Consider the following 12,984-nt stretch of genomic DNA (forward strand, 5'->3'; position numbering starts at 1 on the left):
CTTTTGATTATTTAACTTTAAAGTTTACTACGTTTTCACTAATGTGTTTTTCTTCACCCTGAATAGTTTCGGCAGTAACGTTTTTGAGAGAAATATTTTTTATAGGTAATTCTTTTTCTCCTTTAATTCTGGAAATAAATTTCACGTTTTTAGCAGTAACATTTTCCAGAAATACATTAGAAATAGGAGTCAATCTGCGTTCGACTGTTGGAACTAAATTCTTCCATTGGTATAACACATCGGTTTCTATGCCAAGTACACCAAAATCCATTTTGCTTCCTTTAATGTTTTGAACATAAATATTCTTTACATAGCCGCCCATGCGTTCATTGGTTTTAATGAATACCAAATTGAACATTTTTGCTCCGTCTAAAACTTCGCAATTGTCAATGAAAACATTTTCTATTCCGCCAGAAAGTTCACTTCCCACGGCTAATAATTGGTGTCCGTTTTTAATGATGCAATTTCGAATAATTAAGTTTTTTGTTGGTGTTTTTGAGCGCCATCCTTCCGGATTTCTTCCGGATTTCGCTGCAATAGCATCGTCACCCTGATCGAAAGTTACGTTTTCTACTAAGATATTCTGACTCATTTCAGGATCAAAACCATCGTTGTTATGACCATGTGCATAGATGTTTAGATTTCGAACAATAATATCTTTAGAAAGATACATGTGAACAGTCCAAAACGGACTATTAGTTATCGAAATTCCATCTAATACTATATTTTCACTTCTGTTAAACTGAATAAATTGCGGACGAAGATTTGCGGTGTCATTTACCATTATTCGTTGTTCAACAGGAACATTTTGACCCGATAAATTGTAAAGTCTTTTTAAGCTGTTCATGTGACCTGAGGGACGGCCAGCCCATTTTTTCCAAAAATCCATTTTTGCTTTAATTCCACCTTCGCCAGTAATAGCAATGTTTTTACACTCGTAAGCATAGATTAATGGCGAATAATTGTAGCATTCTAAGCCTTCCCAGCTAGAATGTACTGCTGGCAGATAATCATTTGGATTATCTGAGAAAAGAAGTAAAGCACCTTTGTTTAAATGTAAATTGACATTGCTTTTAAAGTGGATTTTCCCAGTAAGCCATTCTCCTTCAGGAACAACAACAATTCCGCCTCCCGCTTTGTTAGCTTCGTCAATGGCTTTTGCAATGGCCTGAGTAGTTTTGTCTTTGTCTCCTTTGATAGCACCAAAATCAGTAATTAAGAATGTGGCACATTTATTAAAATCAGGGGTTTTAATCTTAGTGGTTCCAAAGGGAGCTTTAACTTTTGTTGTTTTTTGAGTCACCTTTGGCGGATCAATTTGAAAAGCATGAATAGAAAGTGAAAGAATTAAAGCCGCACAGAGAATAAATTTTTTCATTAAAAAACAATTTTTGGTTAATTATATAAAACGGAAATAATCCATTTTGATTTTTATTATTATTCCATTTTTTAATGGAATAAGCAAATATATAAATGCCTTTAAAAAAAACTATCCTGATTTTAATGCAGACAGCTCGCTTAAATTACTTCAAGCAAGCTGTTTTTGTTTTTTTTAATCGAATTTAAGAAGCAGGTTCTAATTGTGTACTTACTGCAATTCTGTTCCAGGCATTGATGGTAACTACCGCCATAATAATTTGAGCAATTTGGTTTCTGTCGAAAAATTGTTCTGCTTTTGCGTATGTTTCATCCGATAATCCTTTGTTAGCGATTAGTGTGATTTCTTCGGTAATGGCTAAAATTGCTTTTTCTTCTTCAGTAAATAATTGGGTTTCGTGCCAGGCATTTAATAAAAAAATACGTTGTGTGGTTTCGCCATATTTTAATGCATCTTTAGTGTGCATGTCTATACAAAAAGCGCATCCGTTAATTTGTGAAGCACGAATTTTAATAAGTTCTTTTTGGATTTTAGACAATTGAACAGTGGCTAAATAACCTTCTAAGGCATACATGGCTTTAAAAGCCTGTGGTTCTGTTTCGTTGATGTTTACTCTCATTTTTTATAGTTTTATATATTAACAGAGCAAAGTTCAGCAATAAGAAACAGTAAAAACTTAAACTGGTTTAAGAACGCTTTTTTTTCCTGATTTCGCTTAAATATTCGGGTGAGAAACCCAGGAAAGAAGCGATGAGGTATTGTGGGATGCGTTGCACAAATTCAGGTTGTTTTTTGCAAAGCTGTTCATAAAATTCTTCTTTTGTAAAATCATATAAATATTTGATTCTCATTTGCGAAGCGGCATAAGCCCGCTGATAGATAAATCTAAAATAACGCTCCATTTTAGGGAATTGCTCCAGTAGTTTTTCCTGATTTTCGCGGTCTATAATCAGAATTTTTGATTTCTCAACTGCCTGAATGTAAAAGGAAGTGGGTAAGCCGTGTTCATAGGCAATGTTATCCGTAATCCACCAGTTTTCTATAGCAAATTCAGTGGTGTTTTCGACTCCTTTATCATTAATGAAAAATTTCCTCAAACAACCTTCCAAAACAAAAAAATGTTGTCGGCAAATACTGCCTTCTAAGAGTAGGTTTTCTTTTTTAGAAACTGTTTTCATTTTAAAAAAAGTACTTATTTCCAGAAACTCTTCTTCACTTATTTGGATAAACTTCTCTAAATGCTTTTTAAGTATTTCAGACATGCGATGGGAGTGACGTTTTAAAAAAATGAATATTTCTTCAAAATTAAAATAGCTGATACAATAAACAAGCCCGTTAATTAATAATTTACGAGCTTGTTTGTGATTTTAATGGCTGAGTCTCTTTTTATTGGTGCTAATTCCCCAAGGCGTATACATGGGGCAAAAATTGATAGCAACAGTAATTAATAATACTACCGCAACAGCTAATAAAAAGATACCTAAATTTCCGGTAACAGCATTTGTAAAATACAATGTTGCCAGGGTGAAAGCAATGATTACACGGATTGTTTTGTCTGTTTTTCCCATATTGTGTTTCATGATTTCTAAAATTTTAGGGTTATAAACGAATTACTTAATCCCTATAAATTTACGAATTAATACGCTTTTAATCAACTAATTACGTATTTAATGTTTTGCTTTGACATACAAAATTGGTTTTTGGAACCGTTGTTTTTGCAATAGCATTAAAACCTCCTTCAATTTCGGCAAAATTCCTGAATCCTCTGGCTTGCAAAATGGAAGCTGCAATCATACTGCGATAACCGCCTGCACAATGCAAATAGAATTTTTCTTTAGGGTTGATGTCCTTTATCCAATCATTTATATACGCCAGCGGTTTAGAAAAAGCCTCTTCCACATGTTCGGCTGCATACTCTGTTTCTTTTCGAACATCGATTATTTTGCTTTCGCCAATTTTTACTTCGTTGGTAAATGTTTCAGCAGAAATTCGATTAATGGTATCGATTTCTTTTCCAGCCTTTTTCCAGGCTTCAAAACCGCCGTCTAAATGTCCCAGAATATTGTCAAAGCCCACACGGCTTAAACGCGTTACCGATTCTTCTTCCTGATCGGTTTCAGTAACTAAAAGGATCGGTTGTTTGACATCAGCAATCAAAGCACCAACCCAAGGGGCAAAATCGCCTTCAATCCCAATATTTATGGATTGCGGAATAAAACCTTTGGCGAACTCCGAATTTTTGCGGGTATCTAAGATTAAAGCTCCCGAATCTTCGGCAACATCTTCAAAATCAATTGCTTTGATCGCTTTCATACCATGATTTAAAACACTTTCAAAACTTTCGGAACCTTGCTTGTTCATGGCTACATTCATCCCAAAATAAGCAGGCGGAGGCAATAAACCATCTGTAACTTCTTTGATGAATTCGGCTTCGGTCATGTTAGCTCTTAAGGCATAATTAGTTGCTTTTTGGTTGCCAATTGTCGAAATGGTTTCTTTACTCATGTTTTTTCCACAGGCACTGCCGGCACCGTGAGCAGGATAAACAATTACATCATCGGGCAAAGTCATAATTTTATCTCTTAACGAATGGAATAGGGTTGCTGCCAATTGTTCCTGAGTCATGTGAGCCGCTTTTTGAGCGAGATCAGGTCTTCCTACATCGCCAATGAACAGCGTATCTCCGGAAAATATAGCATGTTCTTTGCCGTTTTCATCCAGTAGTAAATAAGTGGTGCTTTCCATGGTATGTCCCGGAGTATGAAGCGCTTTTATTTTTATATTTCCAAGCGTAAACTCCTGACCATCGGTAGCTATAATGGCATCAAATTCCGGTTTAGCCGTTGGACCATACACAATATCGGCAGAAGTTTCTTTGCTTAAATCCACATGTCCGGAAACAAAATCGGCATGAAAATGGGTTTCAAAAATATATTTTAGTTTCACTTTATCGCGTTCCAGACGATCAAGGTAAGGTTGTACTTCGCGCAATGGGTCAATAATTGCTGCTTCGCCATTAGCAGTTATATAATAAGCTCCCTGAGCAAGACATCCGGTATATATTTGTTCAATTTTCATAATTACTGTTTTTAAATTATATAACAAAGATAAAATATGTTTGAGCGGGATATAGTGACTAAAGTTACAGAAAGATTTTCATTTTTTAAATTATGACTATCCGTTATATCGGTTATTGAGTATAGCACACAGATGAAACTGATTTTAACGGATTTTCGCAGATTGTAATTTACAAAAAACTAAAAAAATCCGTTTTTATCTGTTCAATCAGTATTATCTGTGACCTGTTTTTTATTTGGTTCGCTTAGCGGACAGCCATATTTAAATTATTAAAAAATGTAGAAAAAACATAAATTTAAGTGTTGTTTTAAGTAGTGTTTTAAAGGCATTTGAGTTAAATTTGCACTATCAAAAAAACGCCTCTCCAATGGAAGAAATGCTCTTTTATGATCGCATGCAATTCGCATTTACGATTACTTTTCACTACTTATTTCCGCAATTAACAATGGGACTTTCGTTAATCATTGTTTATTTTAAATGGAAATTCTTAAAGACAAACGATCCTCATTACAACAAAGCGACTCATTTTTGGATGCGGATTTTTGCACTCAATTTTGCCATGGGAGTGGTGACAGGAATCCCAATGGAATTTCAGTTTGGTACCAATTGGGCTAAGTTTTCAGAATTAACAGGTGGCATTATTGGGCAAACGCTGGCTATGGAAGGGATGTTTTCTTTCTTTTTAGAATCCTCTTTTTTAGGGATGTTTTTATTTGGTGAAAAAATTCTTGGACACCGATGGCATTTTGTAACCGGATTACTGATTTGTCTGGGTTCCTGGGCCAGCGGATATTTGATTATCGCTACCCATTCCTGGATGCAGCATCCGGTGGGTTATGAAGTATTGGAAAACGGAAAATTTGTATTGACTAATTTCTCGGCTTTGTTTACTAATGTGTGGTTGTGGCCTTCTTATTTGCACAATCAGGCGGCTTCTATGGTAACCAGTGCTTTTGTAGTAGCAGGAATTGGTGCTTTTTATATTTTGTTAAATAAAAATGTTTCTTACGGAAAATTGTTTCTGAAAACAGGCGTTGTTTTTGGATTGATTTCCAGTATTATTGTGGCCATGCCTACAGGCGATTTATTGGCTAAAAACGTTGTAAAATACCAGCCGGTAACTTTTGCAGCCATGGAAGGAATTTTTCATACCGAGGAAAAAGGAGCTGAAATTGTACTCATTGGTCAACCGGATGTAAAAGACAAAAAACTGGATAATAAAATTGCCGTGCCTAATGTATTGAGCTTTTTGACCTATGGTAATTGGGATACTGAGGTGAAAGGTTTAGATCAGTTTCCGGAAGACACACATCCCACTAATATTTCCGGATTGTATTATTCTTATCATATCATGGTGGGTCTAGGAACGCTTTTTATAGGAGTGATGGTATTAGCGACTTTCCAACTCATCAGAAAACAATTGTTTCAGACCAAATGGCTTTTATGGGCCTTTTTATTCCTGATGCCGTTTCCTTATATCGCTAACATAACGGGCTGGTACACGGCAGAATTAGGTCGTCAACCATGGTTAGTGTACGATTTACTACGGACTGCAGATGGTGCTTCGCCTACAGTTTCCTCCGGAAATACCTTATTTACCCTGTTGGGATTTGTAGGATTGTATGCTTTGTTAGGAATGTTGTTTGCTATTTTAGTTGGAAAAATTATTTATCACGGTCCGGAACCAGTAAAAAAATAAACTATGGAATTCTTTTGGTATGTTGTATTAATTGGCATTTTAGCTACTTATTTAGTGTTGGATGGCTACGATTTTGGAGCGGGAATTATTCATTTGTTTTTTGCCAAAACTGAAAAAGATAAAAAAGCCATTACGAATGCTATTGGTCCTTTTTGGGATGCCAATGAAGTTTGGCTCATTGCCGCAGGAGGCATTTTATTTTATGCGTTTCCTACTTTGTATGCTTCCTCTTTTAGTGGATTTTATTTGCCTTTGATGATGATTTTGTGGTTGCTTATTTTTAGAGCAGTAGGATTAGAATTACGGGGGCAAATTCACAATCACATGTGGGAAGTAGTTTGGGATAAAGCCTTCGGAATAGCGAGTTTGTTATTGGCTTTGTTTTTTGGGATGGCTTTGGGAAATGTAGTTCGGGGGGTAAATCTGGGGATGGTTGAGAATGGCATTTCTACTCAGGAACCTCATTTTTTCTTTCTGCCATTGTGGAACTCCACTTTTAGTCCTGTTGACAGCCAACTAGGAATTATAGATTGGTTTACGCTTTTTCTGGGTGTGGTAAGTGTGGTGGCTTTGATGATTCATGGTGCTAACTGGATTATTTATAAAACCAACTCGGAATTGAATGCACAATTGAAACAAATCATTTTCAAAATGAATTTTATTTTGTTAGCACTGGTAATTGTTTCGTTATCGGTTTGGCATATTATCGAAAAAGAACCTTTTCATAACTTCATTAATAATCCGATACTTTTTATCTTCCCGTTAATTACGTTTGTGGGTTTGTTAGGACTTTTTAAAGTGCGAACATTTAAGAAAGACGGAACAGGATTTTTGTTTTCGAGCCTTTTCCTCGTAGGCGGATTTACTTCGACAACTGCTTCCATCTTCCCCGAAGTTTTGCCATCAACCAACAAAGTGAATCCATCTTTGACTATTTATAATGTTGCCAATGGTGAATATGCTCTATCTGTTGGTGTGTATTGGTTTGCTATTGCATTGGCTTTGGTAATTGGGTATTTTATCATTCAATACAAAGTGTTTAATGGAAAAATGGATGATGTAGGATATGGGGAGCATTAGGAAGTATTAAGTTTTATGACAGATAGACAGAAGAAATTATTGTTAGAGTTAAAATCTAAAAAAGAAGATTGTATTCAAAAGGAAGCAGTTGATTTTTGGGATGAGTTAAGCTTGTCACAGCAAAAGAAAATAGAAAAAGGGATTGAAGAATTAAATAAAGGCAAAAGAATTGAATTCAATGAGCTTTTGAAAAAGATTTCTTAAATCAAAGTGTTTTATCAGAACTAACTGAAACCAAACTACTTTCTATTACAGGATAATCAAAGTTAAAAATGAAATCGAGATTATTACTGTTTTTGATACAAGACAAAATCCAGACAACTTAGAAAAAGATATAGGATAAATAAGTTTAAGAGTATCTCGACTAAGATAAGTATAACAATGCAAAAATAATTTGCGTTAATCTGCGAAATTTGCGGTTAAAACTTTTTCTTAGTGACCTTTGCGAAACCTTAGTGTTCTTTGTGGTAAAAAAAGATTTGTGGTTAAAACATCACAATAAAACTTCTTTCACAATAATATAAATCCCCATTACCAGTACAAACCACCCAAAAACAGGTTTCAGTTTGTTTCCGTCTATTTTTTTAGAAAGCAGGATTCCAATAAACATTCCCACAAATGCCATTGCTGAAATCAATAACAGAAAACCATAATCAATAGGAGTGTTGAGGTACAAATCGCCAGCAAAACCTATTGCCGAGTTGATGAAAATAATCAATAACGAAGTTCCCACGGCTTGCTTCATGGGTAAATTGGCAAAAAACAATAAGGCAGGAATAATCAAGAATCCGCCACCGGCACCCAGAAATCCAGTTACAATTCCGACTAAAAAGCCAATAAATGCCAGTTGGGTATAATTGGTTCTATGGTTTTTAATTTCCGTTTTATTCTTTTTTATCATCGATATCGAAGCAGAAATCATCAGGATAGCAAAGACAATCATGATTAATAAATCCTTAGAAACCGCATAAGAAGCAATGGTAAAAAGAGTGTTGGCAATTTTTGGAAAAATAACTTCTCTGATAATCAATATAGAAATCACCGATGGGATAGCAAAATACAAGGCAGTTTTGAGTTGTAAATTACCCAGTTTGTAATGGCTGTAACCGCCGTATAAAGCCGTTGTGCCAACAATAAACAACGAATAACTGGTAGCCAGTTCCGGATCTACTTTGAATAAATACACTAAAATAGGAATGGTAAGAATCGAACCGCCACCACCAATTAATCCTAAAGAAAGCCCAATAATTATTGAAGCAAAATAACCGATATATTCCATGTTGTAATTTTTTTACAAAGGTTGGAACTATTCAGGCTAGTCACAGTAACATTTGTCACATGGACTTGTTTTACATCAATAACTCAATTTGGTTTCGGTGTAAATTCACTAATCCACGCTGCTCCATTTTTTTTAAGAGTCTTGAAACCACTTCTCTGGAAGTATTTAATTCGAGAGCTATTTCCTGATGTGATAAATTGATTTCTTTACAGCCACATGCTTTAGCATGACGTTTTAAATAGAATTCCAGTCGTTCATCCATGGCTCTAAAAGCAATATTATCGATAACTTCCAGTACTTCTTCAAATCGGGTTCGATAGGTATAAATTACAAATTCGTACCAGGAACGATGGTTCATCATCCATTTATCCATCAAGGCCAGCGGAATGGTTACGGCCTCCACATCTTCTACTACTTTAGCGGTAATTTGGCTCGTTTGGTTTTTTGCTGCACAAATTAACGAAATAGCACAGGCTTGTCCCGGTTGCAGATAATACATTAGAAACTCTTCGCCATCTTCGCCTTCCCGATAAATTTTTATTTGTCCTTTGAGGATTAAAATCGTGCTTTTGATGTATTGTCCGGTTCGCATAATCACATCACCGGCTTTAAAGGACTGAAAATTAGAATTGGATTCTATTTCCTGAATCAGTTCATTAGAGAAATTAGGAAAGACTTTTTTTAGTGTGATTTCTGCTTCTGACATGGCTGCTGTGTTAAAAAGGAAACTTATTAATATGATGGTATTTTGGGTAAAAATATAAGACTTTAGTAAAAGTAATTAAAAATTTATGATAGAAATAACTAATCTAATAGTAATAATTTGACAGAATAAGAAATGCTGAATTACAGATATTGCATTAATCCTGACTAAAAACAACTAATCTTTAACAAAATATTAAGGGATTGGAAGTTTTGGTGATTATTGTAATTTCACTAAAACGTTTTCTTTAAAATATTTGCTAAAACAAATTTAGAGTACCCGTTTTTTACAAAAACATCGTAATTTTACAAAAAACACAATATTGATTATGAATTTAACACAAGAAGATTGGATTGCTCAGCTCGAAGCAGATGAGAATGCAGTAATTTTAGACGTAAGAACGGAAGACGAATGTGACGAAGGGATTATTCCTAATGCTATAAACATTGATATTCATAAAGGTCAGGGTTTTATTTCTGAATTAGAAGAATTAGATAAAAGTAAAAATTACTATGTCTATTGCCGCTCTGGAGCCAGAAGTGCAAAGGCATGCGAAATTATGAATGAATTAGGATTTGATAATGCCTATAACTTACTGGGAGGTATGTTAGACTGGGATGGAGAAGTAGTTGCTCCCTAATCACTAAATACATTTTTTAACACTAACTAAAATATTATAATTAGATGAATTCAATACCGGAAGAGTTTAAGATAAAAACATTATTACACCAGGATACTTATTTAGTTGATGGCGAGTTGAAAAAATGGACAGGAAAAACCACTGAGGTTTATTCTACAATTTCTTCTACTGAAGAATATGCTCCTACTTTATTAGGGACTATTCCGTTTATGGGAGAAGCAGAAGCGGCAGAAGTTGTTAATTCAGCTAGTTTAGCATACAATAACGGGCAAGGTTTATGGCCTACCATGAAAGTGGTGGACAGAATCAAATGTATGGAGAATTTTGTTTCTCAAATGAAAACTACCCGTACTGAAGTTGTGAAATTATTGATGTGGGAAATTGGGAAAACCTTAGGGGATTCTGAAAAAGAATTTGACAGAACCGTTGATTATATTTATGACACCATAGAACATTATAAGCAATTAGACAGAAGTAATGCCCGTTTTACTAAAAGTCAGGGGATTAATGCTATGGTTAGAAGAGGACCTATTGGAGTTGTTTTATGTTTAGGACCTTACAATTATCCTTTGAATGAGACATTTTCATTATTGATTCCAGCTTTGATTATGGGAAATCCGGTGATTTTTAAACCGGCTAAAAATGGAGTATTATTAATTTCTCCATTATTAGAAGCTTTTAGAAGTAGTTTTCCAAAAGGTGCTATCAATATCGTTTACGGTAGAGGTAGAGAAATTGCTTCTCCTATAATGAAATCCGGAAAAGTAGATATTCTGGCTTTAATTGGAAACAGTAAATCGGCAATCGCATTACAGGATCAGCATCCTAACAAAAACAGACTGCGTTTAGTTTTAGGATTAGAAGCTAAAAACCCTGCTATTATTTTACCGGATGCCGATTTAGATTTGGCTATTTCTGAATGTATTACAGGAACTTTGTCATTTAACGGACAACGTTGTACGGCATTGAAAGTGTTGTATGTTCACGAATCGATTGCTGAAGAATTCAATAAAAGATTTTCTCAAAAAGTAGATGAACTTATTTTTGGAAATCCTTGGGAAAAATCAGTTTCATTGACTCCGCTTCCGGAAACTGAAAAACCGGCTTATATTCAAGGATTGATTGATGATGCTACTGCTAAAGGAGCTAAAATAATAAACCAAAAAGGAGGACAACACTCTGAAAATTATATTTTTCCGGCGGTTTTATTCCCTGTGAATAAAGAAATGCGTGTGTATCATGAAGAGCAATTTGGACCAGTAGTTCCAGTTATGACTTTCAAAGATATTCAGGAACCATTGAACGATATGGCGGAATCTAATTATGGTCAGCAAGTAAGTTTATTTGGTAAAAATATCAAAACTATTGCACCACTTATCGATGCATTAGTCAACTTAGTATGCAGAGTAAACCTGAACAGTTCTTGCCAGCGTGGACCGGATGTGTATCCGTTTACAGGTCGTAAAGATTCTGCAGTAGGAACTTTAAGTGTTTTTGATGCCTTACGTTCATTTTCTATCAGAACTTTTGTAGCTTCTAAGGATAATGATTACAATAACGAAATATTACAGGAATTATTGAATAGTAAAGAATCTAACTTTATTAATACCGATTACATCTTGTAGTACTATACTAAAAACAAACTAAAAACGGGAAAACCGTCTCAATTGAGGCGGTTTTTTTATTTTTATTTTCGAAAAAAAGAAAAACTATTACAAGTTTAATACAAAGTGATTGAGCAGTTTAGCGTCATATTTATCTTTGTCAAACATATAAAGATAAGAGCCTTTTCGGGAAGACAACATGTCTTTTTCATTGAGTTTTACCAGAATATCCAAAGAATTTATTTTGCTGATAAAATTCCTTTTATCTAATTCTTTATCCAGTATGGCTTCATATAATTCTAATAGTTGACGCATAGTAAATTTTTCAGGCAGCAGTTCAAATCCTACTGGTTTTGTGGAGGTTCGGTATCGCAATCTCCTTACTGCGTGAGCCACCATCTCATCATGATCAAAAATTAATTTTGGCATTTTGGAAATATTAAACCATTCCGCATGATAGCTTCTAATGAGTTCTGTATTATGGTTTTCTATGTTAATTAGTGCATAATAGGCTACCGAAATGGTTCTTTCTTCGGGATCTCTGTCTACTTCACTATAAGCATAAAATTGCTCCATGTAGATGTTTTGCAATCCGGTATAATGATTTAAAACCCTTATAGCAGCATCATTTAAAGACTCACTTTTCTTTAAAAATCCTCCCATTAAAGACCATTTTCCTTTTTCGGGAGCAAAATCTCTCTTGATTAATAGTATTTTTAAACCTTCATTATCAAAGCCAAAAATGATACAATCGACAGATAGTAAGACTTTGTCTTCGGCGCTATAATTATTTAACATCTTCGTTATTTATTTTTGGAGTAAATATAATCACTTCCGAAAAAGTATCATAATTAATCTTGGGTGAATACTTAATGAACTTTTTTAACCAAATCTGCTATCTGAAAATTTATGATTTAAGATAAATCCAAATCAATTTTGACCGCAATTATCGAAACAGCAGAAACAAATAAATATTAGTATTTTCTCCAAGAGAATCACGTAATATAGAATACGCTTTGGTTATATGTGCTTCAACGGATTTAATGGAGAGATTCTTATATTCTGCAATTTCTATATTAGTGAGCCCTTCTTCCTTACTTAGTAAAAATATCTCTTTACATTTAGGCGGAAGATTTTGAATTTCACGTTTTACCAGTTTGATAATCCGCTCCAGTGAATGTTCATCTTCATTTTCTACAATATCATTCAGGGCATCAATATATTTTTTTTCCAATGGATAAACCGTTTTCTGACTACGATACTGATCGATAAATTCATTATAAACTGATTTGTACAAAAGACTGGTAATTGAAAAATCTTCTTTTAAATTTTTTCGCTTGTTCCAGATACGCATAAAAACATTTTGAACAATATCTTCAGATAAACTATGATCATGAGTAAAACTATAAGCATAAACACATAATTTATGATGGTAAGTGTTGACCAAAAAAGTATATGCTTTAGGATCTCCGGATTTTAAAGCATGAATAAGTTGAGTATTGTCAGAATAAAGCTCTAGCATT

Annotated in this window: 14 protein-coding genes; 5 read left to right on the forward strand and 9 right to left on the reverse strand. The window is 34.4% G+C overall.

The window, feature by feature from the left end:
• Positions 1-7 precede the first annotated feature (7 nt).
• The 5 genes from BUB89_RS14885 to BUB89_RS14905 form a co-directional block, all read right to left on the reverse strand.
• Positions 8-1,378 (reverse strand): glycoside hydrolase family 28 protein, encoded by a 1,371-nt coding sequence (locus BUB89_RS14885; protein ID WP_073246402.1) that lies wholly within the window; start codon positions 1,376-1,378, stop codon positions 8-10.
• A gap of 184 nt (positions 1,379-1,562) precedes the next feature.
• Positions 1,563-1,997 carry a carboxymuconolactone decarboxylase family protein gene (locus BUB89_RS14890; RefSeq protein ID WP_073246404.1) on the reverse strand — a complete coding sequence of 145 codons (435 nt, stop codon included), beginning with the start codon at positions 1,995-1,997 and terminating at the stop codon, positions 1,563-1,565.
• Positions 1,998-2,064: 67 nt separating this feature from the next.
• Positions 2,065-2,640: a Crp/Fnr family transcriptional regulator gene (locus tag BUB89_RS14895; protein ID WP_073246406.1), complete on the reverse strand. Its 576-nt coding sequence runs from the start codon at positions 2,638-2,640 to the stop codon at positions 2,065-2,067.
• Between the two features lie 105 nt (positions 2,641-2,745).
• Complete coding sequence (locus BUB89_RS14900) at positions 2,746-2,958, reverse strand: YgaP family membrane protein (protein ID WP_073246409.1); 213 nt, start codon at positions 2,956-2,958, stop codon at positions 2,746-2,748.
• Positions 2,959-3,037: 79 nt separating this feature from the next.
• On the reverse strand, positions 3,038-4,456 hold the full coding sequence (locus BUB89_RS14905) for an MBL fold metallo-hydrolase (protein ID WP_073246411.1): 1,419 nt from the start codon (positions 4,454-4,456) through the stop codon (positions 3,038-3,040).
• Between the two features lie 367 nt (positions 4,457-4,823).
• On the opposite strand from BUB89_RS14905, the gene BUB89_RS14910 reads away from it, so the two are divergent.
• Genes BUB89_RS14910 through BUB89_RS14920 form a run of 3 tightly spaced genes read left to right on the forward strand, consistent with a single transcriptional unit; the run spans position 4,824 to position 7,439 of the window.
• Positions 4,824-6,155 (forward strand): cytochrome ubiquinol oxidase subunit I, encoded by a 1,332-nt coding sequence (locus BUB89_RS14910; RefSeq protein WP_073246412.1) that lies wholly within the window; start codon positions 4,824-4,826, stop codon positions 6,153-6,155.
• A 3-nt stretch (positions 6,156-6,158) separates the two neighbouring features.
• Entirely contained in the window at positions 6,159-7,235 is a 1,077-nt protein-coding gene (gene cydB / locus BUB89_RS14915) for a cytochrome d ubiquinol oxidase subunit II (RefSeq protein WP_073246414.1), read from the forward strand.
• A 15-nt stretch (positions 7,236-7,250) separates the two neighbouring features.
• Complete coding sequence (locus tag BUB89_RS14920; protein WP_073246416.1) at positions 7,251-7,439, forward strand: hypothetical protein; 189 nt, start codon at positions 7,251-7,253, stop codon at positions 7,437-7,439.
• Positions 7,440-7,728: 289 nt separating this feature from the next.
• Here BUB89_RS14920 and BUB89_RS14930 read toward each other — a convergent pair whose 3' ends face one another.
• Positions 7,729-8,514: a sulfite exporter TauE/SafE family protein gene (locus BUB89_RS14930; protein WP_073246418.1), complete on the reverse strand. Its 786-nt coding sequence runs from the start codon at positions 8,512-8,514 to the stop codon at positions 7,729-7,731.
• 70 nt (positions 8,515-8,584) lie between these two features.
• The gene (locus BUB89_RS14935; RefSeq protein ID WP_073246420.1) at positions 8,585-9,220 is read right to left on the reverse strand and encodes a Crp/Fnr family transcriptional regulator; all 636 of its coding nucleotides are present in this window, start codon (positions 9,218-9,220) and stop codon (positions 8,585-8,587) included.
• Between the two features lie 325 nt (positions 9,221-9,545).
• On the opposite strand from BUB89_RS14935, the gene BUB89_RS14940 reads away from it, so the two are divergent.
• Together BUB89_RS14940 and BUB89_RS14945 are read left to right on the forward strand one after the other, a co-directional pair.
• Complete coding sequence (locus BUB89_RS14940) at positions 9,546-9,857, forward strand: rhodanese-like domain-containing protein (RefSeq protein ID WP_073246422.1); 312 nt, start codon at positions 9,546-9,548, stop codon at positions 9,855-9,857.
• A 44-nt stretch (positions 9,858-9,901) separates the two neighbouring features.
• Complete coding sequence (locus tag BUB89_RS14945) at positions 9,902-11,482, forward strand: NADP-dependent glyceraldehyde-3-phosphate dehydrogenase (RefSeq protein WP_073246424.1); 1,581 nt, start codon at positions 9,902-9,904, stop codon at positions 11,480-11,482.
• 87 nt (positions 11,483-11,569) lie between these two features.
• On the opposite strand, the gene BUB89_RS14950 is transcribed toward BUB89_RS14945, so the two are convergent.
• Positions 11,570-12,259 carry an NUDIX hydrolase gene (locus BUB89_RS14950; RefSeq protein WP_073246426.1) on the reverse strand — a complete coding sequence of 230 codons (690 nt, stop codon included), beginning with the start codon at positions 12,257-12,259 and terminating at the stop codon, positions 11,570-11,572.
• 148 nt (positions 12,260-12,407) lie between these two features.
• The gene (locus BUB89_RS14955; RefSeq protein WP_073246428.1) at positions 12,408-12,983 is read right to left on the reverse strand and encodes an RNA polymerase sigma factor; all 576 of its coding nucleotides are present in this window, start codon (positions 12,981-12,983) and stop codon (positions 12,408-12,410) included.
• Position 12,984: the final 1 nt, after the last annotated feature.

Source organism: Flavobacterium flevense, from assembly GCF_900142775.1.
Taxonomy (GTDB): Bacteria; Bacteroidota; Bacteroidia; order Flavobacteriales; family Flavobacteriaceae; genus Flavobacterium; species Flavobacterium flevense.

Coding starts and splice junctions, on each gene's coding strand:
- BUB89_RS14885 (WP_073246402.1), bottom strand. CDS start 1,378: ATGAAAAAATTTATTCTCTGTGCGGCTTTAATTCTTTCACTTTCTATT.
- BUB89_RS14890 (WP_073246404.1), bottom strand. CDS start 1,997: ATGAGAGTAAACATCAACGAAACAGAACCACAGGCTTTTAAAGCCATG.
- BUB89_RS14895 (WP_073246406.1), bottom strand. CDS start 2,640: ATGTCTGAAATACTTAAAAAGCATTTAGAGAAGTTTATCCAAATAAGT.
- BUB89_RS14900 (WP_073246409.1), bottom strand. CDS start 2,958: ATGAAACACAATATGGGAAAAACAGACAAAACAATCCGTGTAATCATT.
- BUB89_RS14905 (WP_073246411.1), bottom strand. CDS start 4,456: ATGAAAATTGAACAAATATATACCGGATGTCTTGCTCAGGGAGCTTAT.
- BUB89_RS14910 (WP_073246412.1), top strand. CDS start 4,824: ATGGAAGAAATGCTCTTTTATGATCGCATGCAATTCGCATTTACGATT.
- cydB (WP_073246414.1), top strand. CDS start 6,159: ATGGAATTCTTTTGGTATGTTGTATTAATTGGCATTTTAGCTACTTAT.
- BUB89_RS14920 (WP_073246416.1), top strand. CDS start 7,251: ATGACAGATAGACAGAAGAAATTATTGTTAGAGTTAAAATCTAAAAAA.
- BUB89_RS14930 (WP_073246418.1), bottom strand. CDS start 8,514: ATGGAATATATCGGTTATTTTGCTTCAATAATTATTGGGCTTTCTTTA.
- BUB89_RS14935 (WP_073246420.1), bottom strand. CDS start 9,220: ATGTCAGAAGCAGAAATCACACTAAAAAAAGTCTTTCCTAATTTCTCT.
- BUB89_RS14940 (WP_073246422.1), top strand. CDS start 9,546: ATGAATTTAACACAAGAAGATTGGATTGCTCAGCTCGAAGCAGATGAG.
- BUB89_RS14945 (WP_073246424.1), top strand. CDS start 9,902: ATGAATTCAATACCGGAAGAGTTTAAGATAAAAACATTATTACACCAG.
- BUB89_RS14950 (WP_073246426.1), bottom strand. CDS start 12,259: ATGTTAAATAATTATAGCGCCGAAGACAAAGTCTTACTATCTGTCGAT.
- BUB89_RS14955 (WP_073246428.1), bottom strand. CDS start 12,983: ATGCTAGAGCTTTATTCTGACAATACTCAACTTATTCATGCTTTAAAA.